The 20,058-nt window shown below is 64.1% G+C and carries 21 protein-coding genes and 1 tRNA gene; 18 read left to right on the forward strand and 4 right to left on the reverse strand.

All coding sequences use genetic code 11. From position 1 onward, the window contains the following. Positions 1-8: 8 nt before the first annotated feature. Positions 9-968, reverse strand: a complete 960-nt coding sequence (gene fabD, locus FHS94_RS03030) for an ACP S-malonyltransferase (RefSeq protein ID WP_184054553.1) — start codon at positions 966-968, stop codon at positions 9-11. Positions 969-1,157: 189 nt separating this feature from the next. On the opposite strand from fabD, the gene FHS94_RS03035 reads away from it, so the two are divergent. From FHS94_RS03035 to rplI, 4 genes are all read left to right on the forward strand, one after another. Continuing rightward, positions 1,158-1,499: an RcnB family protein gene (locus FHS94_RS03035; RefSeq protein ID WP_184054555.1), complete on the forward strand. Its 342-nt coding sequence runs from the start codon at positions 1,158-1,160 to the stop codon at positions 1,497-1,499. 144 nt (positions 1,500-1,643) lie between these two features. Continuing rightward, a complete protein-coding gene (rpsF, locus tag FHS94_RS03040; protein ID WP_184054557.1) occupies positions 1,644-2,048 on the forward strand; it encodes a 30S ribosomal protein S6 in 405 nt (134 codons plus the stop codon). Beyond that, on the forward strand, positions 2,048-2,272 hold the full coding sequence (gene rpsR, locus FHS94_RS03045; protein ID WP_184054559.1) for a 30S ribosomal protein S18: 225 nt from the start codon (positions 2,048-2,050) through the stop codon (positions 2,270-2,272). The genes rpsF and rpsR overlap by 1 nt, the downstream gene beginning before the upstream one ends. A 12-nt stretch (positions 2,273-2,284) precedes the next feature. Beyond that, positions 2,285-2,875, forward strand: a complete 591-nt coding sequence (rplI, locus tag FHS94_RS03050) for a 50S ribosomal protein L9 (protein WP_184054561.1) — start codon at positions 2,285-2,287, stop codon at positions 2,873-2,875. A 312-nt stretch (positions 2,876-3,187) separates the two neighbouring features. On the opposite strand, the gene mutL is transcribed toward rplI, so the two are convergent. Further along, positions 3,188-4,966, reverse strand: a complete 1,779-nt coding sequence (gene mutL / locus FHS94_RS03055; RefSeq protein ID WP_184054563.1) for a DNA mismatch repair endonuclease MutL — start codon at positions 4,964-4,966, stop codon at positions 3,188-3,190. A 149-nt stretch (positions 4,967-5,115) separates the two neighbouring features. On the opposite strand from mutL, the gene FHS94_RS03060 reads away from it, so the two are divergent. From FHS94_RS03060 to FHS94_RS03085, 6 genes are all read left to right on the forward strand, one after another. Beyond that, a complete protein-coding gene (locus FHS94_RS03060) occupies positions 5,116-6,156 on the forward strand; it encodes a rod shape-determining protein (protein ID WP_184054565.1) in 1,041 nt (346 codons plus the stop codon). Positions 6,157-6,294: 138 nt separating this feature from the next. Then, positions 6,295-7,191: a rod shape-determining protein MreC gene (locus FHS94_RS03065; RefSeq protein ID WP_184054567.1), complete on the forward strand. Its 897-nt coding sequence runs from the start codon at positions 6,295-6,297 to the stop codon at positions 7,189-7,191. Further along, positions 7,188-7,703, forward strand: coding sequence for a rod shape-determining protein MreD (gene mreD, locus FHS94_RS03070; RefSeq protein WP_184054569.1), 516 nt, complete (start codon positions 7,188-7,190; stop codon positions 7,701-7,703). The genes FHS94_RS03065 and mreD overlap by 4 nt, the downstream gene beginning before the upstream one ends. Beyond that, entirely contained in the window at positions 7,700-9,796 is a 2,097-nt protein-coding gene (mrdA, locus tag FHS94_RS03075; protein WP_184054571.1) for a penicillin-binding protein 2, read from the forward strand. The genes mreD and mrdA overlap by 4 nt, the downstream gene beginning before the upstream one ends. Continuing rightward, the gene (gene rodA, locus FHS94_RS03080) at positions 9,793-10,905 is read left to right on the forward strand and encodes a rod shape-determining protein RodA (RefSeq protein WP_184054573.1); all 1,113 of its coding nucleotides are present in this window, start codon (positions 9,793-9,795) and stop codon (positions 10,903-10,905) included. The genes mrdA and rodA overlap by 4 nt, the downstream gene beginning before the upstream one ends. Before the next feature lie 92 nt (positions 10,906-10,997). Continuing rightward, positions 10,998-11,073 (forward strand) — tRNA-Lys (locus FHS94_RS03085). Between the two features lie 376 nt (positions 11,074-11,449). Here FHS94_RS03085 and FHS94_RS03090 read toward each other — a convergent pair. Continuing rightward, complete coding sequence (locus FHS94_RS03090) at positions 11,450-11,770, reverse strand: hypothetical protein (protein WP_184054575.1); 321 nt, start codon at positions 11,768-11,770, stop codon at positions 11,450-11,452. Between the two features lie 288 nt (positions 11,771-12,058). Then, on the reverse strand, positions 12,059-12,790 hold the full coding sequence (locus FHS94_RS03095) for an SDR family NAD(P)-dependent oxidoreductase (protein ID WP_184054577.1): 732 nt from the start codon (positions 12,788-12,790) through the stop codon (positions 12,059-12,061). Between the two features lie 82 nt (positions 12,791-12,872). On the opposite strand from FHS94_RS03095, the gene FHS94_RS03100 reads away from it, so the two are divergent. The 8 genes from FHS94_RS03100 (at position 12,873) to FHS94_RS03135 (ending at position 20,050) form a co-directional block, all read left to right on the forward strand. Beyond that, positions 12,873-13,265 carry a winged helix-turn-helix transcriptional regulator gene (locus FHS94_RS03100; RefSeq protein WP_184055258.1) on the forward strand — a complete coding sequence of 131 codons (393 nt, stop codon included), beginning with the start codon at positions 12,873-12,875 and terminating at the stop codon, positions 13,263-13,265. A 179-nt stretch (positions 13,266-13,444) separates the two neighbouring features. Then, positions 13,445-14,425 carry a sterol desaturase family protein gene (locus tag FHS94_RS03105; RefSeq protein ID WP_184054579.1) on the forward strand — a complete coding sequence of 327 codons (981 nt, stop codon included), beginning with the start codon at positions 13,445-13,447 and terminating at the stop codon, positions 14,423-14,425. A gap of 120 nt (positions 14,426-14,545) precedes the next feature. Next, a complete protein-coding gene (locus FHS94_RS03110) occupies positions 14,546-15,175 on the forward strand; it encodes a hypothetical protein (protein WP_184054581.1) in 630 nt (209 codons plus the stop codon). A 108-nt stretch (positions 15,176-15,283) separates the two neighbouring features. Beyond that, entirely contained in the window at positions 15,284-16,222 is a 939-nt protein-coding gene (locus FHS94_RS03115) for a LysR family transcriptional regulator (protein WP_184054583.1), read from the forward strand. A gap of 211 nt (positions 16,223-16,433) precedes the next feature. Next, the gene (locus tag FHS94_RS03120; RefSeq protein ID WP_221234518.1) at positions 16,434-17,483 is read left to right on the forward strand and encodes a putative urea ABC transporter substrate-binding protein; all 1,050 of its coding nucleotides are present in this window, start codon (positions 16,434-16,436) and stop codon (positions 17,481-17,483) included. A gap of 157 nt (positions 17,484-17,640) precedes the next feature. Continuing rightward, complete coding sequence (locus FHS94_RS03125; protein WP_184054587.1) at positions 17,641-18,459, forward strand: ABC transporter permease subunit; 819 nt, start codon at positions 17,641-17,643, stop codon at positions 18,457-18,459. After that, positions 18,456-19,244, forward strand: a complete 789-nt coding sequence (locus tag FHS94_RS03130) for an ATP-binding cassette domain-containing protein (RefSeq protein WP_184054588.1) — start codon at positions 18,456-18,458, stop codon at positions 19,242-19,244. The genes FHS94_RS03125 and FHS94_RS03130 overlap by 4 nt, the downstream gene beginning before the upstream one ends. Beyond that, positions 19,241-20,050 (forward strand): urea amidolyase associated protein UAAP1, encoded by an 810-nt coding sequence (locus FHS94_RS03135; RefSeq protein ID WP_184054590.1) that lies wholly within the window; start codon positions 19,241-19,243, stop codon positions 20,048-20,050. The genes FHS94_RS03130 and FHS94_RS03135 overlap by 4 nt, the downstream gene beginning before the upstream one ends. The last annotated feature ends 8 nt before the right edge of the window (positions 20,051-20,058 follow it).

Raw genomic sequence — 20,058 nt, forward strand, 5'->3', positions numbered from 1 at the left:
TGATCCTTTCAGAATTTCGGGAGAAGCGCTTCAATGTCGTCCATCGAAACGATGCTGACGGCGTCGATGTCAGGCGCAATACGCTTCACCATGGGGGCGAGCACCTTGCCGCCGAACTCCACGATCTGGGTCACGCCGGCATCCCGCATCGCGAGGACCGATTCGCGCCAGCGGACCATGCCGGTAACTTGCTGGACCAGCGCGACGCGGATCTGGCCGGGGTCCGCGATCGGGGCGGCGTCAACATTGGCGTACACGGGCACAAGCGGCGCGCTGAGCTGAACATCGGCTAATGCCGCATCCATTGCGTCGGCGGCGGGCTGCATCAACGGGCAGTGAAACGGAGCAGAGACGGGCAGCAGCACCGCCCGCTTGGCCCCCATGTCCTTGGCGAGCGCGGCCGCGCGCTCGACGGCGTCGCGGTGGCCGGAGATCACGACCTGGCTCGGATCGTTGTCGTTCGCCACCGTGCACACCCGCTCCACGCCGCCTTCGGCCAGAATGGCGTCCACAGCTGCGCCGGCAATCGCCTGCGCCTTTGCAAGATCCGCCCCCAGCAGAGCCGCCATCGCGCCCTCGCCCACTGGAACGGCCGCCTGCATCGCCTGACCACGAAGCCTCAGCAGTCGCGCGGTGGTGGCCACGTCAAAGGTCTTCGCGGCGCACAGGGCGGTATATTCGCCCAAGCTGTGACCGGCGACATAATCGGCTTTGTCCGCAAGGCTCACCCCGCCCTCGCGCTCCAGCACGCGCAACGCCGCGATGGCGTTCGCCATGATCGCGGGCTGGGCATTCTGAGTCAGGGTCAACTCGTCCGGTGGCCCGTCCGTCATGATGCGGAAGAGATGCTGGCCCAGAGCCTCGTCCACCTCGCCGAACACCTCACGGGCGTGGGGGCTGGCGTCCGCCAGAGCGCGACCCATGCCGACCGCCTGGCTACCCTGGCCCGGGAAGATGAACGCGCGCATGACCTCTCCTTATGAATGCGTGGCGCGCGCCCTATGCCCGGGCGACGGCGCTGGCAACCTGAACGAACCCGGCGCTGTTGCGACAGGTCGCGACCATTTCGGGCCTTTTGCAACATGGTCGTGCGACAAGGGTTTCCTACCTTCCGTTCGACGCCGCTGTTCGGCGCCGAACGACAAAGGAAGAGGGTAATGAAGAAGCTGATCCTGAGCGCCGTTGCCGCAACCCTGGCTGCCAGCCCCCTGCTCGCAAGTGTCGCGGAGGCCGCGCCTCAGCACCGGACCGTGACCACCGTCAAGGAGAACCGCAACGGCCGCACGGTGGTGACCACCCGGACCACCACGCATGACTGGCGCCCTGGCCAGCGGTTTCAAACCCGCAATGCCCCCAACTACCGCCGGATCACCGAGTATCGCTCCTACCGCCTGCGCGCACCGCAACGGGGATTCTACTGGGCTCGCTCGGGCCGCGACGCGGTTCTGGTCCGCCCAAACGGCACGGTTGTGGAGGTACGCCGCGGCCTGTTTCGGTAACACTTGCCTTTTCGCCCCTCTCGTGTAGGGGCGTGCAGCACCGGGGCGGTGGGCCATGCCTGCCGCCCCGCAATGCATTGACGACAGCCGGAGGGGCGACCGCATGGGGCGGCGTCAGCGATCGGCCAACACGAAGGACGTAGCATGGCTCTATACGAGCACGTGTTCCTTGCGCGCCAGGATCTTGCACAGGCGCAGGTGGACGCGCTGGCGGAAATCGCCACTAAGATCATCGAAGATAATCAGGGTCGCGTCACCAAGACGGAGACCTGGGGCCTTCGCAGCCTCGCCTACCGGATCGCAAAGAACCGCAAGGCGCATTACGTGATGCTCGAAATCGACGCACCCGGCACGGTGATCGCGGAACTCGAGCGTCAGACCCAGATCAACGAGGACGTCATTCGTTACATGACCGTCCGTATCGATGAAGCCGAAGCTGGCCCGTCGGTGATGATGCGCAAGCAGGAGCGTGACCGTGAGCGTCGCAGCGACCGTGAAGGTGGCCGCGATGGTGGTCGCCCGCCGCGCCGTGAAGAGGAGCTCGCATAATGGCCCGTCCGTTTTTCCGCCGCCGCAAGAGCTGCCCTTTCTCCGCGAAGGACGCTCCCCAGATCGACTATAAGGACGTGCGTCTGTTGCAGGGCTTCGTGTCCGAGCGTGGCAAGATCGTTCCGAGCCGCATCACCTCGGTGTCGGCCAAGAAGCAGCGCGAGCTGGCGGTAGCGATCAAGCGCGCCCGTCACCTAGGCCTGCTGCCCTACGTCGTGAAGTGAGGAGATAGGCAGATGGACGTCATTCTGCTGGAACGAGTCGAAAAGCTCGGCCACATCGGCGACGTGGTGAAGGTGAAGGACGGCTTTGCCCGTAACTTCCTTCTCCCTCGCAAGAAGGCGCTGCGCGCCAACGAAGCCAACCGAAAGGTGTTCGAGGCCAATCGCGCCCGCATCGAGTCGGACAACGCCAACCGCCGCGGCGACGCGGAGAAGCAGGCGACGTCGTTCAAGGACGCGTCGGTCACGCTGATCCGCCAGGCATCGAACACCGGCCAGCTTTACGGCTCGGTCGCGGTGCGCGACCTGATCGACGCGCTCGAAGCGGCTGGTCACAAGGTGACCAAGAGCCAGGTCGTCCTCGACAAGCCGATCAAGTCGATCGGCCTGTATGAGGTGCGCGTGGCGCTTCATCCTGAAGTTGCGGTGACCGTTCGGGTCAACGTTGCTCGCTCTCCCGAAGAGGCCGAGATGCAGGCAACGGGCGTCGACGTCATGGCTCAGATGTTCGAGCGTGACGAAGCCGGCTTCACTGAGGATTACGATCCCAATGCAGAGCCCGGCGCCACTGCCGAGGCACAGCCGCAGGATCAGGCTGAGGGCTAATTCTTTCGGTCCGGTCACCCACAAGTGACCGGACCGCCTGAACCGAGTGAAAAAAGGGCCGCCCGGATCGTTCCGAGCGGCCCTTTTTTGCAATCGAGGTTTACTGCGCGATCAAGGGCAAGCGACGCAAGCGCCGATCACTGCCGTGAGCGGTATGAGGGCCAAGACGATCGGTACGATACTCTTCATGACGGTATCTATCCAGAAGACCAGTTGACGGTGTTGCGTTCTAAATGCGCGACAGGGTGATATGTTTCCACCAGATGAACAGGGGCCATGTCCCAACAAGAGACTCAGGGTTCGGGCGGATGCTTACCGCCGTCCGAACAGCTTCTCGATGTCGGCATGAGCGAGCTTGATCCAGGTCGGGCGGCCGTGGTTGCACTGGCCGGAGTGCGGCGTGGCCTCCATCTCACGCAGCAGCGCGTTCATCTCCGGCACCGACAGCACGCGGCCGGCGCGCACAGACCCGTGGCAGGCCATGGTGCCTGCGATGCGGTCGAGGCGCTCGCGCAGTGACAACGCTTCGTCATAGGCGGCGATCTCGTCGGCCAGATCGCGCAATAGCCCGGCTGGATCGGCCTGCCCCAACAACGCAGGAGTAGCGCGTACCAGCACCGCGCGGGCGCCGAACCGCTCGATCTCCAGACCATAATCCGCGAGTTCGCCCGCTCGCGCTTCCAGGCGGTCGCACGCGGGCTCATCCAACTCGACCACCTCGGGGATCAGCAGCGCCTGACTCGCGACACGCCCGCCAGCGAGAGCGGCCCGCATACGCTCCAGCACCAAACGCTCATGCGCCGCGTGCTGGTCGACCAGGATCAGCCCGTCCTCCGCCTCCGCGACCACATAGGTTCGGGCGACCTGCCCGCGCGCCACTCCGAGCGGGAAGTCGCCCGCGTGGCTTGGCGCAGCCATCGCCGGCTCAGCGCGTGCGGCCGGCGGCGGTGCGAAGAAGGTGGGCCGCCTTTCCGCCACCATTGCGGGCGCGGAATAATCGAAATTGGGAGCCATTGCGGTTGGCTCTGCAGGCGGAGCCTCACGCTGCCAAAGGTCGGCGATGTCGGCGACAGGCTGGCGCACGACGCGGTGACCCGCCTGATCCAGGGCCCGTCGAAGTCCTGATACGACCAGCCCGCGGATCGCCGCAGGGTCGCGAAACCGCACCTCGGTCTTGGCGGGATGAACGTTGACGTCGACCTCAGACGAGGGAAGGTCGAGGAACAGCGCGACCACGGCATGACGATCGCGCGGCAGCATCTCCGCATAGGCGCCACGGATTGCCCCGATCAGCAGCCGATCCTTCACCGGCCGGCCGTTGACAAACAAATATTGGTGGTCCGCTACGCCGCGGTGATAGGTCGGCAGGCTTGCCACCCCGCCCAGCACCACGCTGTCGCGAACCAGGTCCACCGCGACCGAGTTCTCCACCAGGTCACGGTCGGTCAGCGCCGCGACTCGCGCCGGGCGCTCTTCCGGCACCGGGGCGGCAAGCACGCGGCGGCCGTCATGCTCGACGGAAAAGCCAATGTCGGGCCGCGCCATGGCGAGTCGGCGAACCGCGTCGAGGCACGCCGCATACTCCGCACGAGGGGAGCGCATGAACTTGCGTCGGGCAGGTACGCGCTCGAACAGGTCTTCCACCAGCACTCGGGTCCCGGGCGGCAGGGCAGCGGGGCCCTCAGCGGCAAGCAGGCCGTTGTCCACGACGCGGCGCCAGCCATCGGCGCCGCGGACCCGACTTTCGATGGCTAGCCGCGCAACGCTGGCGATCGAGGGAAGCGCTTCGCCACGGAAGCCGAGGGTCGCGACCGAGTCGATGGAGCCTTCGTCGCCGACCAGGCTGTCGGGAAGCTTGGAGGTGGCATGCCGTTCCAGAGCGAGGACCATGTCGGCCGGGGTCATGCCGCAACCGTCATCGACTACTTCGATCCGCGAAAGCCCGCCCCGCGACAAAGAAACCGAGACCCGACTCGCTCCAGCGTCGATTGCGTTCTCAACAAGTTCCTTCAACGCGCTGGCCGGTCTTTCCACCACCTCACCGGCAGCGATACGGTTCACAAGGTGCTCGGGCAGACGCCGTATTGACATGGGTGAGCCTCTAGCCCAAGCGGCCTCATCCCGCGACCCCGTGAGTGCGAGAACGGCGATGAGCTTCGTGCTTGTGGCGGGGAGAGCGAGATTTTGTGCGCCCGTCGCCGGCCCCGGCGACAACGATTCGAGACGGACTCCCTCGCCCCATGGCCTTTCCGCGCTTTCTCAAATTCATGTCGCACGACATGGCGATCGACCTCGGCACCGCGAATACGGTGGTCTATGTCCGCGGTCGCGGCATCGTGCTCAACGAGCCTTCCGTGGTCGCGATCGAGACGATCAACGGCGCCAAGCGGGTGAAGGCAGTTGGTGACGATGCCAAGCTGATGATGGGCAAGACGCCGGGCACGATCGAGGCGATTCGGCCGCTGCGTGACGGCGTGATCGCTGACATCGACGTCGCCGAGCAGATGATCAAGTTCTTCATTCAGAAGGTGCACGGCCCACGCCGCTTCGCCCGCTGGCCCCAGATCGTGATCTGCGTACCGTCGGGATCGACCAAGGTTGAACGCCGCGCGATTCGCGATGCCGCATCGAACGCCGGTGCAAGCCAAGTCTTCCTGATCGAAGAGCCGATGGCAGCCGCGATCGGAGCGGACATGCCCGTGACCGAGCCGATCGGTTCGATGGTGGTCGACATTGGCGGGGGCACGACCGAAGTCGCGGTGCTGTCGCTGCGCGGCCTTGCTTATACCACCTCCGTCCGTGTCGGCGGGGACAAGATGGACGAGGCGATCGTTTCCTATGTGCGCCGCAACCACAACCTGTTGATCGGTGAGGCGACTGCCGAACGCATCAAGCAGGAAGTCGGAACGGCGCGTCCGCCGGCTGATGGGATCGGCAAGACGATCCACATCAAGGGGCGCGACCTCGTCAACGGCGTGCCCAAGGAAATCCAGATCAACCAGGGTCAGATCGCCGAGGCATTATCCGAACCGGTTGCAACGATTGTTGAGGGCGTGCGAGTCGCGCTCGAAAACACTGCGCCGGAGCTTGCGGCCGACATTGTCGACCAGGGCATCGTGTTGACTGGCGGCGGTGCGCTGCTGGAAGGGCTGGACGAGGTGCTGCGCGACGAAACCGGATTGCCGGTGACAGTGGCGGAAGACCCGCTGACCTGCGTTGCGCTCGGCACCGGGCGGGCGTTGGAAGACCCGATATTTCGTGGCGTGCTGCTGAACGGCTGAGGCTGAAGGCATTGGATTGGTCACCCCGGCGGTTCGCCGGGGTCCGGGCTGACGGGATAATGAGCGGGATCGTGCCTTTCCTCACCGGCTGCACGGCAAATGCCCGGCCGGTGCCGGGCAATTAACGGAACCCCGCGCGTGGCGCTTTCCCCTGATCGCCGCACCGGCTTCTCCCGGCGACGGCAGACCCTGGTGTTCCTCAGCTATGTGCTTGCCGTGGCGGGCGCGTTGCTCGGGGCAGCGTTGCTCGTCATATCACGGTTCGACCCTCCCCTGTTTGCCGGCCTGCGCATGGCCGCGGCATCGGTCACTGCGCCGGTTTCGACCACGGCAGCGGCACTGGGCCGGGGCATTTGGTCGATCCCCGAGGCGATCAGCACCCACTTTTTCGTACGTCAGGAGAACGCTCAGCTCCGTGAGGCAGTGAAGCGCAACCAGACGCTGGTGCTTCGTGCCCGAGCGATCGCTTATGAAAACAGGCGCCTGCGCACCTTGCTCGCGCTGCGCGATCGGGAGGCACACACTGTTGTCGCTGCCCGGCTGGTCAGTTCCACCGCGTCTAGCGGGCGGCGCTTTGCCCTGCTCAATGCGGGTCGCTTCCAGGGCGTGCGCCCGGGCATGCCGGTGCGTGGCCCGCTTGGACTGATCGGCAGGGTTGTCGAAACCGGGCCGGCGGTGGCGCGAGTGCTGCTGCTGAGCGACCCGAACAGTATTGTCCCTGTTCGTCGCGCGCGGGACGGCTTGCCCGCGATCGCGGTCGGGCGCGGTGATGGCCGCGTTGATCTGCGTTCCGTGACGCTTGCCAATGCTCGTTTTGCAGTTGGCGACTTGTTCGTCACGACGGGCACTGGCGGCATCTACCCGCCGAACGTGCCCGTCGCCCGCGTGCAGGCCGCAGGTGCCGACTCCGTCGCAGCGGAGCCGCTAGCGCCCGCCGACACGCTGGACGTTGCCCTGGTGCAGGAGCCTTTCCTGCCGGTTCCGCCGCCATCCCGGCCAGAGGTTCCGCCGATCGGTGGCGGGATAACGCCGTGAGCGGGATTGAGTATCGCCCCTTTGCGCGGACTTTGCCGCCTGGTCGCGCGCGGGCACTTCCCTGGGCGACGGTGATCGGCGGATCAGCGGTGACGGCTTGGCCGGCCGTCGCGAACATTCCGTTGATGCCGCCATTCGGGCTTCTGATGCTCCTGACCTGGCGACTGCTGGCGCCCTTTGCGCTGCGGCCATGGGCCGCCGCACCGCTCGGCCTGGTGGACGATCTGGTCAGCGGACAGCCGCTCGGTAGCGCGGTCCTGCTGTGGTCCCTATGTTTCCTGGGGATCGATCTAGTTGAACAGCGGTTGGGGATGCGCGACTTCTGGCAGGATTGGACCATCGCCACCGGCGCGATTGCGGCGACCTTGCTGGGCGGACGGCTGTTTGCGTTACCGATTGGGATGGTCGTGGACGGCGCCGCGCTGGCGCAGATCGCAATCGCCGTGGCACTGTTTCCGGCGACGGCACGCCTTGTCGCCTGGGTGGACCGCAAGCGGGGGCAGCCGCGATGAGGCGCCAGCCTCGCCTGGTCACGGAAGCCAGCCAGGCGTTCAGCTTTTCACGCCGTGCCTGGTTGCTGGGCGCTGGGCAGGCGGGCGTTGGCGTGCTGCTGGCCGGCCGCATGGGATGGCTGGCCGTGGCGGAAAATGCCCGATTTAGCCAGTTGGCGGAGTCGAACCGGGTCAACATGACCCTGATACCCCCACGACGTGGCTGGATCGTGGATCGGAACGGCGCGCCGATCGCCAACAACCGGACTAGTTTTCGCGTCGATATTATCCCGGACCGGCTGGAAGGCGGCGATGAAGGGCGTGAGCGCGTGCTGCGCGCGCTGGAAGTGCTGCTTCGCCTGACCCCGCAGGATATGGAGCGGGTGCGCATTGACCTGAAGCACGCCGCCGGGTTCCAGCCCGTCGCCGTGGCCGAGGATCTGGACTGGGAGCGCTTCGCCGCCGTCAGCGTCCGCCTACCCGAATTGCCGGGGGTGGCGCCAACCCGAAATTTCGCGCGCAGCTACCCGTTGGGCGCCGCCGTGGCGCACCTGACCGGCTATGTGGGCGCTCCCACCGCCGAGCAGTTTCGTGAAACACACGATCAGTTACTCGTCACGCCGGGGTTCAAGCTCGGCAAGGACGGTCTGGAACGCGCGTTGGAGCATGAGTTGCGCGGTACGCCGGGCGCGAAGCGGGTGGAGGTCACATCCCGCGGCAAGCTTGTGGCCGAGCTTCCGACCCGGCCGGACGTGCCGGGCCGGAACCATCGCCTGACGATCGACGCGGGGCTGCAGGATTATGCCGCGCGGCGGCTTGGCACGAATTCGGGCTCGGCGGTCGTGATCGACTGCCGGACGGGCGAGATGCTCGCCATGGTGTCGATGCCGGCATACGACCCGAACAGCTTTTCAGCGGGGATCAGCCACCTCGAATGGGACATGTTGTCGGGGAACGACCACGTCCCGTTGATGAACAAGGTCACCCAGGGGCTGTATCCGCCGGGATCCACCGTGAAGCCGATGAACGGCCTCGCCCTGCTCGCGGCAGGCGTGGGAGCGTCGGACAGGGTCAACTGCTCGGGCGCGATGCGCTTGGGATCCAGCGTCTTTCACTGCCACAAACGCGGCGGGCATGGCCCGCTCGATCTGCGCAACGCCATCATGCAGAGCTGCGACATCTACTTCTACGAGATGATCCGCCGGGTCGGCTATGATGCGATTGCGCCGCTTGCGCGGTCTTTGGGGCTGGGCCAGAAGTTCGTCCTGCCCTTTGGGAGCCAGCGATACGGGACTGTTCCTGACTCCGCGTGGAAGCTCAAGAAGTACAAGACGAAGTGGACGGTCGCTGACGGGCTGAACGCTTCGATCGGTCAGGGCTACGTCCTCGTAAATCCGTTGCAGCTCGCCATCATGGCGGCGCGGCTTGGGTCCGGGCGTGTCCTGCAGCCAACCCTGCTCGCGGACCAGATCGACAACAACCCGCCCCCCCTGCCAATCTCGCCGGAGCACTTCGCCACGGTACGAGAGGCGATGTGGGGCGTGGTGAATGGCGGGGGCACTGGCGGCGCTGCCCGCATGTACGTGCCCGGCGTCAGCCTTGCCGCCAAGACCGGCACCGCGCAGGTGCGCCGCATCACCATGGCAGAGCGTCGGTCGGGCGTACTCGGCAACGCCTCCCTGCCCTTCAAACTGCGCGACCATGCCCTGTTCGTGTGCTTCGCGCCGGCGGACAATCCGCGCTACGCGGCAGCGGTGGTACTGGAGCATAACGGCCATACCGTTCGCAATTTGGACACGCCCATGATCGGGCGCGACATCGTGACGTACCTGTTCGACCGCGATCGCGCGATAAAATCGCTGGCCGAGGTCGAGCCGACCTGGGGCGGCGACATCCCGACCCGCATGGCGGCACAGGCAGCGGAGTATCGAGCGGCGCGTAACCTTCCCCCTGCGGCGGTCGCGACGAAGAACGATGCCGTGGTGCCGAGCAACGCACCCGCTGTTGCCGCCGCGACGACCCAGGCGGACAAACAGGCGGCGACGCTGGAAGGTGACGGCCCAACCGGCGACACGATCGCCGAAGATGGCACCACCGAAGGGACACAGCAATGAGCCGCTCTCGCTTCGTGCCCGATGCGGTGGCTGTTCTGCCCTGGCGAGTGATCGGCCTGGTGCTGGCGATCGGGTTGTTCGGACAGGTGGTACTCTTTTCGGCGGCTGGCGGCAGTCTGCGCCCCTGGGCACTGGGACAGGGGATCCGCTTCTTCGTTCTGCTCGGCGCCGCCCTCGCCCTTTCGCGGGTGCGAGAGGACGTGTGGCGAAAGGGCGCTTTACCCGTCTATGGCCTGATCGTCGTCGCCCTGCTCGCGGTGGAACTGCTGGGCAAGGTTTCGGGCGGATCACAGCGATGGCTCGACCTGGGCGTTATCCGCCTCCAGCCCTCCGAATTCATGAAGCCAGCGATCGTGCTGGCCTGTGCCCGCTTTTACGAGATGTTGCCGATTGGTGAGTTGCGTCGTCTCTCGGGTACGTTGCCGGCAGCGGCCCTGATCGGAATACCGGCCGCCCTCGTCATGCTGCAGCCCGATCTCGGCACGGCGCTGATGATCTGTGCGAGCGGCGCCACAGTCATGTTCCTGGCCGGCATCCCGCTCCGGCTATTTATCGGCGGGGCCGCATTGCTGGCCGTCGCCGCGCCGCTCGCGGTCAATCACCTGCTCCACGGCTATCAGCGCAACCGCGTGCTGATCTTCCTTGACCCGGAAAGCGACCCGCTTGGCACCGGGTACCATATCAGCCAGTCGAAGATCGCGATCGGCTCGGGCGGCATCTGGGGTAAGGGTTTCCTGCAGGGCACGCAAAGCCATCTCGACTACTTGCCAGAGGGCCACACCGACTTTGTGTTCGCCACCATGGCAGAGGAGTGGGGACTCGTGGGCGGGTGCCTTCTGATCCTCGCGTTTCTCCTGGTCATACGTTGGGGGCTGGAAGTCGCGCAGGCGGCCGAGGGGCGCTTTGCCCGGCTGACCGCGGCAGGGCTCGCCACTACCATCTTCTTCTATGTTGCTATCAATCTGTCGATGGTCATGGGGCTTGCCCCCGTGGTCGGTATCCCATTGCCCTTGGTCAGCTTCGGCAGTTCGGCCCAGCTCACGGTGCTTCTGTCGCTCGGCATTTTGATGAGCATCGATCGCCAGAACCGGCGTCGTCAGCGCTGGTAACGCAAAAAACCGTTTGCAACTGCGAAGAGCGGTTGCTAACGGCGCCACTCCCGATCGCGGAACGGTTCTTCGGAACCGGGTCAGCCGGTCATGGACGCATAGCTCAGTTGGTAGAGCAGCTGACTCTTAATCAGCGGGTCCTTGGTTCGAGCCCAAGTGCGTCCACCATATCTTCTCCAGTTGCTGGGCGGTCCTTAGACAAGGATCGGACCAGCTTCGGCCTGGGTGGCTTGAAACGCGGTCCGCCATGAGCCCGGCAGCTAGGGATCCTGTGATCTTCGGTTAGTGGATGGGCACGAGTGCGGCACTGACATCATCCGCGCGGGTCACATCGCCTGACAGGCGGAACCGGCAATTCGCAGTGATCCTCGAAACGCGCCACTATGGTTTGGGTTGGTTCGCCAACCTTGGCCAGCGTTCGAGCGAGCGAGCAATGCAGAGCCGTTGGAACACGGGTCAGCGGAATGCGCTAGAGTGGCTTCGGAATCGCGGACAGCAAGGAAGATGTGCCCACGTCCGTTCCGATCGCGTTCGCGCCGGCGCCTCAGTTCCCTTCGGCGTCGACCGCAAACATCACGGGTTTACCGCGCGACATTGGCTCCCAGCCGGCCGACGTAGCGGCGCGCACGCACCGCGCAATCGTCGCGTCATCAAGCTGCAGACGACCGCGCGGCAACCCTTTCAACAGCCGCTTGGGAGGAGGAAATTCCAGCAATGCTTCGCGCTTGGCATCCCGCTGAACGAGGGCAATCGTCATTCCCTTCCAACCCTCGTCGTCCGACAGATGCGGTTCGCGCTGCAGGCGCCAATCATATGTGACGCCATCGACGTAGACCGTGCCAGTATTGCTTCGGGAGTTGGACATAGAGCGGGCTCTAGCATATCAGCCCTACCAAGGCACAGGTTCGGGGGTGTTGACCTACGCGCGGCTTGCCCCAAGCCAGCGTGACCTGGGCGCGGGCGAGCCAATGAACAAGGGGCCGCCATCCAAAGGAGGCGGCTCCTCACCTTACTACATACCCCTTCGGCACTGACGGCTATTGGAGTCCGTCCGCCAACGACCCGCGCGCTGACCAGAGCAGCCGCTGTGGAAGGCCTCCGACCCCTCGACGTTGGGCAACAGCACGTCAGATGGCCAAGGGTGGTCGATGCCTCAGACTTGACGCATCCCGCCATCCACACACAACTCGGCTCCAGCGATATAGCTCGCCTCGTCGCTGAGCAGGAATAGTGCGGCCGCAGCCACTTCAGCCGGGCGCGCCATGCGCCCGAGCGGGATGGGAGCAATCAAGGCAGCACGCCCCTCTTCGGGTACGCGCGCCATCATGTCCGTGTCGGTCGGGCCCGGCGCCACCACGTTCACACGAATGCCGCGCGGCGCGAGTTCCACCGTCCAGGTGCGTGCGTACGAACGCAGCGCAGCCTTTGTCGCGGCATAGGTACCATAGGGTGAGATGCCTGCGACATCTGCGATAGATCCGATCAGCACGACCGCGCCACCATCCCTGATCGCCGGCAGCGCTGCCTGCAGCCCGAAGACCGGGCCACGAACGTTGACTGCGAAATGGCGGTCGAAATGCTCAGGCGTCTCGTCAATCAGGCTCGCCGGTTCCGAGATCCCGGCATTGAGGACCAGGGCGTCAATCCGGCCATGCGCGTCCTGGATTTCGTGCACCACCCTCCTGAGGTCCTGCGCTACGCTTGCGTCCGCGACGATCCCACGCGCTCCTCGGCCGATATCGCTGGCGGCCTGCTCTACTTCCTCGGCACGTCGCCCCGTAAGGAACACCACCGCTCCCTCCGACGCCAATCGTTCAGCGATCGCGAAGCCGATCCCCTTTGCGCCTCCCACAACCAACGCAACCTTGTTCGTCATCGTCGCCATCGTGCCATCCCATCGTGAGTGATGGCTCGGAAGATATACAGGCTATATCTGGTATCAAGAACGCACTATGATTAGCCTAGATATGGCAAACGATACCGACCTCGAGCAACTCTCGGAGCAGGCACTGTCCAACATGGCGCGCCTGCGGCCGGTTTTGGACAAGATCGCGGACAAGTGGACGATCATGATCCTGACAGTGCTTTGTCCGAAGCCATCGCGCTTCAACGAGATAAAGCGGCGACTCCACGGAATCACTCACAAGGCGCTTGCGGACGCATTGAAGCGGTTGGAGAGGAATGGCCTGGTGACGCGCACCGTGCTGCCGACCGCTCCCATCGGCGTGGAATACGCGATCACTCCATTGGGCCATTCGTTGCGTCAGCCGTTCGAGGCACTGTGCGCTTGGGCTCTTGATCATGGCGATGCCATGACGGAGGCAAGCGCTGCGCATGATCACGCGAGAAAAGCCGGCTAGGCGTGGAGAACGGATCAGCCGCATAGCCAGCCGTGCAACTCGCCACGTTTCGCGCTTCTCACCGTGAGTGTAACTGGGTTGGTGAGTTCTCGCGCTCAGGTTCATACGTCCGATGACGTATGACGTTCATGCGGATTTTGAGTCACTCTCACCTGGCAACTTCACATTGCGGGGACAGAATGGCCGGAGTTCGCGTAGGCAACAGGATCATCGGGGCACAGGCTCCCGTAACCGTGGGATGGGAGAACATCCCAAAGGTCGAGGGCGGCCCGCTCAAGCGACTGTTTTTCACGTGTTTTCAGCCGGCGATGCTGTTCGCCCTGATCGCTTTCTGGTTCTACGCGCCAAATTCAATTGCGAAGGCGTCCACCGCAATCGGCATCGGCGTCGGGTTCAAGTTGCTGCTTTTGGGATTGGAATGGCTTGCGCCACGTCACGAAAGCTGGAGACTGACCTGGAAGGAACTGGCCACCGACCTCTTCTACGTCGGCCTAGGCTTCACCGTTCTTAGACTTGTAGACAGCTATATCGGCGACGGCGCGATGATCGAGGCTGTGCAACACGTGCTGAGCTGGGACAAGTTCGCATGGTTCATGGGCCTGCCCCTGCTCTTGCAGGCTTTTCTGATCTCGTTCGTCTTCGACTTCGGTCAGTACTGGATGCATCGGGGCATGCATAACTGGTACCCGCTCTGGGTAACCCATGCGCCGCACCACTACATCACCCAGCTCAACGTCAACAAGGGCGCGGTAGGCAACCCGGTCGAGCTGTTCCTGATCGGGCTCGGGGTGGGCGGCTTCTTCGACTTTCTGCCCCGTGCCGCGCTTCTAGCCGGCACATTCGGTTTGGCGGTCGGGACGTATCAGCACATCAACGTCCGCTTCAACTCGCCCAAATGGTGGCGCTTCTTGTTCAACACCACCGAGCATCATAGCGTTCACCATTCGCAGGATTTCGAAGCAAGCCGCAGCAACTACTCTAACACCTGGATCATCATCGACCGCATGTTCGGCACCTGCGTGGACGGGGAAGCAGAACTGCTCGGGATGGAGGGTGGCCGCCGCATGTCGATCCGCGAGACCATGGTATATCCGTTCTCCGAGAGCTGGAAGGCGATCAAGGAACGTTTCGGCCGGCGAGTGGCGATGCCGGCGGAATGACAGAGTCGTGGCACCACCGTCATATGTCGCTCAGAGCGCTCGCAGGGCCGTCGTCCCGGCCGGCTCGGCAAAGGCCAACACAATCGCGCAAGCGCCGACAGACTGTCCGAAGGAACACGCATGAATACGCGTCTCATTAATTGGATCTGGCATGTCAGAGGCAGTCTCGCCCTCGCTCCAGGGCAAACCAGCGAAGACGCCCTGGACAGGCTCGATCCTCTGTTTCGCCAGACTGGCACCCGACATGAACGGGCCGGTGACACGCTAAGCTTCCGCAAGAAGGACCAGCCCGCGCAGGACAAGATGTCCGTTTTCGATGAGGGCACGCTTCGGGTCGGGCGCGGCCCCACCGGACCCGTTCTGGAATATCACTTGATCAGCCGGGCGCTGCTGTTCTGCTTCCTAGCGCCGGTGCTGTTCCTGTGCATCTCTCAAGTCACTGTTGCAGTGGGGAAGCTCCAGAAGCCTGAGACTGAGGCTGCGGATAAGGCCAAGAAGGAAGCGGATGCCAAGAAGAAGGCAGCCCGGGAGGCGAAGATGAGGCTGAACCCAATTGATCAATTCCTGGGAGCGCCAGCCCCCGAGAAGCCCAGCAAAAAAGACAAGGACAAGGAAGACGGGGATAAGAAGCCCTCGCCCACCGCAGCTTATGTCTTCGCCGGCATCTTCGCGGCACTCTACCTCATTGGGCGTGTTCTGGAGGACAAAATGGTCAAGACACTGTTTCGCAAGCGCCTGCTAGGCACGTGATCGCGGCGCCATGCCGGCAATTGCTTCAGGGTCCTGAGCCACCAAGCGCGTTGCGCAAGACCGAGGCGCGGGTAAGGTAAGCTCCTGCAACATGTGGGAGCACAGTTTTTGGTCGATCATGCGACCTTGCTTGACCGTAATTTCGCCAGCCGCGTCGACTGGAATCTTCTGCGCACATTTGTCGAGATCGTCAGCGCCGGCGGTATCGGCGCTGCCGCGCGAAGGCTGAACAAGCAGCAACCCAGCATCAGCGCTGCGCTGAAGCGACTGGAAGAACAGGTCGGGGTTCAGTTGCTCGAGCGATCCGCAACAGGGATCAGGACCACGGCCGCAGGGACCGCGCTTCTGAAGCTTTGCGAGGACATGCTGGAAACGGCCCGGATGGTTCCCCATCAGGTCGCGCAAGCGACGAAGCGGGTCCAGGGCGCGGTTAGGATCCAGCTCATCTCAGCGATCGCATCGCCCGAGTTCGATCAGTCCATCGCGAGTTTCCACCGCCGTAATCCGCAAATCCACATCGAGATCCGCGTATCCCCGTGGCGAGCCGTCCTCGACGCCTTGGACCATGGCGAAGCCGAAGTCGGTGTTGGCTATGACAGCAATGTCCGTGCCGGCCTGATCTACGAACCTTTGTTCGTCGAGCGCCAGCAGCTTTATTGCTCCCGAAGCCATCCGCTGTTCGGCCATCGGGTGGAGCGGTTAGGTGACCTGAAGGACGAACCATTCGTCCTTACCGGCGAGGACGAACTCGACACCATCACCCGCCTTCGCCGCCGTTACAGGTTAGGCACAAACCCAACCGGCCGTGCAGAGGATGTAAACGAGGCCATCCGCCTGATCTCCCTGGGTGTCGGCCTGGGGTTTTTGCCGGTGCTCGCAGCAGAGACTGCAGTCTCGCAGGGTCGCCTTTGGCCTCTGCTCTACACTGACGCGGAGCCATCTTACGATATCTTCCTTCTCGCACGGGCGGAGGCGTCCCGCGACACCGCAACCCAGTTGTTCTTGGACGAGGTGCTCCGGCGGCGAAAGGCGCAGTACCGGTCATAGATTCCGTCTATGAGCAGCATTAGAATTTTCTACCTTCATTGATGCCCCCGCCCCCGGCAACGTGGTCCCAAGATCAATTGCCGCGATTTCAACGCCCTTCTTGCCGCCCCCGCCTGACGGGCGGTGATGAGCGAACAGGGCCGCGGCGGCAGAAGGGGTATCGCGGATGGTAGGTCGACAATGGTTCAGCGGGGTCGCAGCGATAGCCGCAATGATGTCGCTGAACGGTTGCAGCAAATCCGGACAGTCCGGAACGGCCGGCGCAGAAGCATCAAAGAAGGACTTCTCAATCGGCTGGTCCATCTACACCGGGTGGATGCCGTGGCCTTATGCCCAGCAGGCGGGCATCGTGAAGAAATGGGCCGACAAGTACGGCATCAACATCCGTCTGGTGCAGGTCAACGACTATGTTGAATCCGTCAACCAATACGCGGCAGGAAAGCTCGACGGTGTAGTCTCAACCACCATGGACGCGCTGACCATCCCGGCTGCGGGTGGCAAGGACACTACGGTGCTGCTGATTGGGGACTATTCCAACGGCAATGACGGTATCGTGCTCAAGGACGCCCGCTCGATAGCCGACATCAAGGGGCGCTCGGTCAAGCTGGTCGAGTTATCGGTCTCACACTTCCTCCTCGCGCGCGGGCTGGAGCTGAACGGCATGAAGCTTGCCGACGTGAAAACGGTGAACACCGGCGATGCCGACATTGTGGGCGCTTTCGCGTCCCCGAGCGTGAATGCCATTGCAACGTGGAACCCGCAGCTCGCCACGATCCGCGCAGAAAGGGGAGCCACGGAAGTTTTCGATAGCTCCAAGATCCCCAACGAAATCCTCGACACCCTCAACGTCAGCACGGACACGCTCAAGGCCAATCCAAACCTCGGCAAGGCGCTCGCCGGCATCTGGTACGAAACCATGGCCACCATATCGCGCGACGATGCGACCGGTCGCAGCGCCCGGGCTGCAATGGCCAAGGCCGCCGGCACGACCGAGGCAAGCTTCGGTGATCAGTTGAAGACGACCCACCTTTATACGCGTGCGCAGGACGCGGCGGCGTATGCCGAGAGCCCTGATCTCATCAAAGTGACCGATCGGGTCCGCCGGTTCAGCTTCGAACACGGCTTGTTCGGGCCGAGCGCCCGGTCGGTCGACGCGATCGGGATCAGCTTCGCTAACGGCAAGGCACTTGGCGATCCCAAGAACGTGAAGCTGCGCTTCGATCCGACTTACATGAAGCTGGCTGCGAGCGGCAAATTGTAGCCGACGCCTGATCGCTGGATCTGCAACGCCGAACACCGGTCTGGCGAATGGTTCACTGTGCCTGCGGGCAAATTGAGAACGGGACAAATTCTCTATTGGAACATGCGCAGGATCTGAACGAAAGGCGGCCGCGGAACGACGCCAGGTCGCGCCGTCTGTGACGCGGCTGATCGACATTCGCCCAGGTCGCGGCGGTCGGTTCCTTCTCGGCGCGCTGCCCATCCTGGCGCTGTTGTTCGTGTACCTACTCGCGTCGGAGGCTAGGCACGCGGACAATCCCGCCGACAAGGTCCTGCCCACCTTCGCCGCGATGGCCCAGGCGATACACGCCTTCACCACTGACCGCGATCCGGCCAGTGATCGGGTCGTTATCGTCGCGGACACGATCGCAAGCTTGTACCGGCTCGGCGTCGGGCTCGCCATTGCGACGGGGACGGCGCTCATCCTCGGGCTCCTTCTCGGCGTTGTCCCACTCGCGCGCGCGCTACTTGGACCGGTGGTCGCGGTCATAGCCGTTATTCCGCCCGTCGCGGTGCTACCGATTTTGTTTATCGTGCTCGGGCTGGACGAAGCCTCAAAGATCGCGCTGATCGCCATCGGCATCACCCCGTTCATGACGCGAGACCTGACGAGCTTTGTTGTGAGCTTGCCTGCGGAGCAGTTCGCCAAGGCGCAAACGTTGGGCGCGAACAGCTGGCAGCTGGCCATACGTGTTGCCCTTCCGCAGCTCATGCCACGCCTGATCGCGGCCCTGCGCCTGTCGATGGGGCCGGCCTGGGTATTCCTGATCGCCGCAGAGGCGGTCGCCTCCGATGTCGGTCTTGGCTACCGCATATTCCTGGTCCGCCGCTATTTCGCGATGGACATCATCCTTCCCTACGTCGCCTGGATTTCGCTGCTCGCTATTTCATCCGACGCGCTGCTGCTTTTCGCGAGCCGTCGCGGTTTCCCGTGGGCGCATGGAGCGGGCCGGTGAGCGCGCTGATTGAACTGCGCAATATCTGGGTGGAATATGGCGACAAGATCGTGCTCGAGCGCGTCTCGCTCCAGCTTGCGGAGGGCAGCTTCGTCGCGGTCGTCGGGCCCTCGGGGGCCGGCAAAAGCACTTTCCTGCGCCTGATCCTGGGACAGGAGCCTCCGACCCGTGGTCAGGTGCTGCTTGGGGACATGCCCATGCGGGCGGAATGCGGCCCCGATCGCGGTGTGGTGTTCCAGCGCTATTCCGTCTTTCCCCATCTGACGACGCTCCGCAACGTGATGTTCGGGATCGAGTGTGGGCAAGCGCCTTTCACCGCGCGGTTGTTCGGTGCCCAGCGCCGCGCGGCGCGCGACAAGGCCGCTGAGATGTTGGCTGCGGTCGGCCTGGAGCACAGCCTCGATGTGTACCCCGCCCAGATGTCCGGCGGGATGCAGCAGCGGCTGGCGATAGCGCAGGCGTTGGTCAAGCATCCCCGCATCTTGTTGCTCGACGAGCCGTTTGGGGCGCTCGATCCGGGCACTCGCCTGGACATGCACGCGCTGATCACCCGACTCTGGCAGGAGCATGGGCTGACCATCCTCATGGTGACCCATGACATTGGGGAGGCGTTCAAGCTCGGCACCCGCGTGCTCGCCTTCGACAAGCGTCGACATGATCCCCATGCGCCACATCGCTTCGGCGCCACCGTCACCTATGACCTGTCGCTCGATCGCAAGACCCTGCCGCCGCCGGCGCTGGTCGAGGCGGTCGGCGACACCGATCCACGGAAAGAGATCGCATGACGACCAGCACCGCCGATCCACATGGCGCCCGCGACCATGCCCGCGCCATGGCGGGCACCCGGGTACAGGCCATGCCCACCCTTCCCGCCGCCGCCGTGGACGCGCCCGACGCCGTTTTCTGGGAGGAGACGATCGCGCCCGCCGGTTACGCCTCGCGCCGCATCGCGCGGGGAACGCGTTTACGGCTGGTCGACCTTGCGGGCGACGCTTGCGCCTCCATGCTGCTGTTCAATGCGGAGATGCCGACGGAGCGCTTGAACGTCGCCGACACGCTGAAGGTGCAATGGAACGGCTATCTCGGTGCGGGCCGCTTGTTGCTCTCGGACATGGGCCGGGTGATGGCGACCATATTGGACGACAGCGCCGGAACTCATGATGCCTTTTGCGGCGCATCGAACAAGGCGTCCAATGCGCGCACTTATGGCAGCGGCGAAAACTATGGCCCGCAGCCGAACGCGCGCGATCGCCTGGTGCTGGGTGCGGCCAAGCACGGGCTTGGCCGCAAGGACGTCCACCCCTGCATCAACTGGTTCAAAGGCGTGCGTGTCACGAACGACGGCACCACGGAGCCCCAGGTTGGCCCGTTCGCGCCCGGTCGCATGCTACTGCTGCGGGCCGAAATGGAGCTAGTCGTGGTGCTCGCCAACTGCCCCCACGTGCTGGATCCCCGGCCGGACTACTCCGTAACACCGCTTCGCGCGACCGCCTGGCGCGGTACGGTCACGGCAGAGGACGATCCTGTTCGCACCGCGACGCCCGAGGGCCTGCGCGCCTTTCTCAACACCGAAGACCTTTTCGCGCGCTGAAGGATCGA

Source organism: Sphingomonas aerophila (assembly GCF_014199305.1).
Lineage (GTDB): Bacteria > Pseudomonadota > Alphaproteobacteria > Sphingomonadales > Sphingomonadaceae > Sphingomonas > Sphingomonas aerophila.

Coding starts and splice junctions, on each gene's coding strand:
- rodA (WP_184054573.1), top strand. CDS start 9,793: ATGAGCCGCTCTCGCTTCGTGCCCGATGCGGTGGCTGTTCTGCCCTGG.
- mutL (WP_184054563.1), bottom strand. CDS start 4,966: ATGTCAATACGGCGTCTGCCCGAGCACCTTGTGAACCGTATCGCTGCC.
- FHS94_RS03035 (WP_184054555.1), top strand. CDS start 1,158: ATGAAGAAGCTGATCCTGAGCGCCGTTGCCGCAACCCTGGCTGCCAGC.
- rplI (WP_184054561.1), top strand. CDS start 2,285: ATGGACGTCATTCTGCTGGAACGAGTCGAAAAGCTCGGCCACATCGGC.
- FHS94_RS03060 (WP_184054565.1), top strand. CDS start 5,116: ATGGCCTTTCCGCGCTTTCTCAAATTCATGTCGCACGACATGGCGATC.
- rpsR (WP_184054559.1), top strand. CDS start 2,048: ATGGCCCGTCCGTTTTTCCGCCGCCGCAAGAGCTGCCCTTTCTCCGCG.
- FHS94_RS03120 (WP_221234518.1), top strand. CDS start 16,434: ATGATGTCGCTGAACGGTTGCAGCAAATCCGGACAGTCCGGAACGGCC.
- rpsF (WP_184054557.1), top strand. CDS start 1,644: ATGGCTCTATACGAGCACGTGTTCCTTGCGCGCCAGGATCTTGCACAG.
- FHS94_RS03105 (WP_184054579.1), top strand. CDS start 13,445: ATGGCCGGAGTTCGCGTAGGCAACAGGATCATCGGGGCACAGGCTCCC.
- FHS94_RS03095 (WP_184054577.1), bottom strand. CDS start 12,790: ATGGCGACGATGACGAACAAGGTTGCGTTGGTTGTGGGAGGCGCAAAG.
- FHS94_RS03135 (WP_184054590.1), top strand. CDS start 19,241: ATGACGACCAGCACCGCCGATCCACATGGCGCCCGCGACCATGCCCGC.
- FHS94_RS03110 (WP_184054581.1), top strand. CDS start 14,546: ATGAATACGCGTCTCATTAATTGGATCTGGCATGTCAGAGGCAGTCTC.
- mrdA (WP_184054571.1), top strand. CDS start 7,700: ATGAGGCGCCAGCCTCGCCTGGTCACGGAAGCCAGCCAGGCGTTCAGC.
- FHS94_RS03090 (WP_184054575.1), bottom strand. CDS start 11,770: ATGTCCAACTCCCGAAGCAATACTGGCACGGTCTACGTCGATGGCGTC.
- fabD (WP_184054553.1), bottom strand. CDS start 968: ATGCGCGCGTTCATCTTCCCGGGCCAGGGTAGCCAGGCGGTCGGCATG.
- FHS94_RS03100 (WP_184055258.1), top strand. CDS start 12,873: ATGGCAAACGATACCGACCTCGAGCAACTCTCGGAGCAGGCACTGTCC.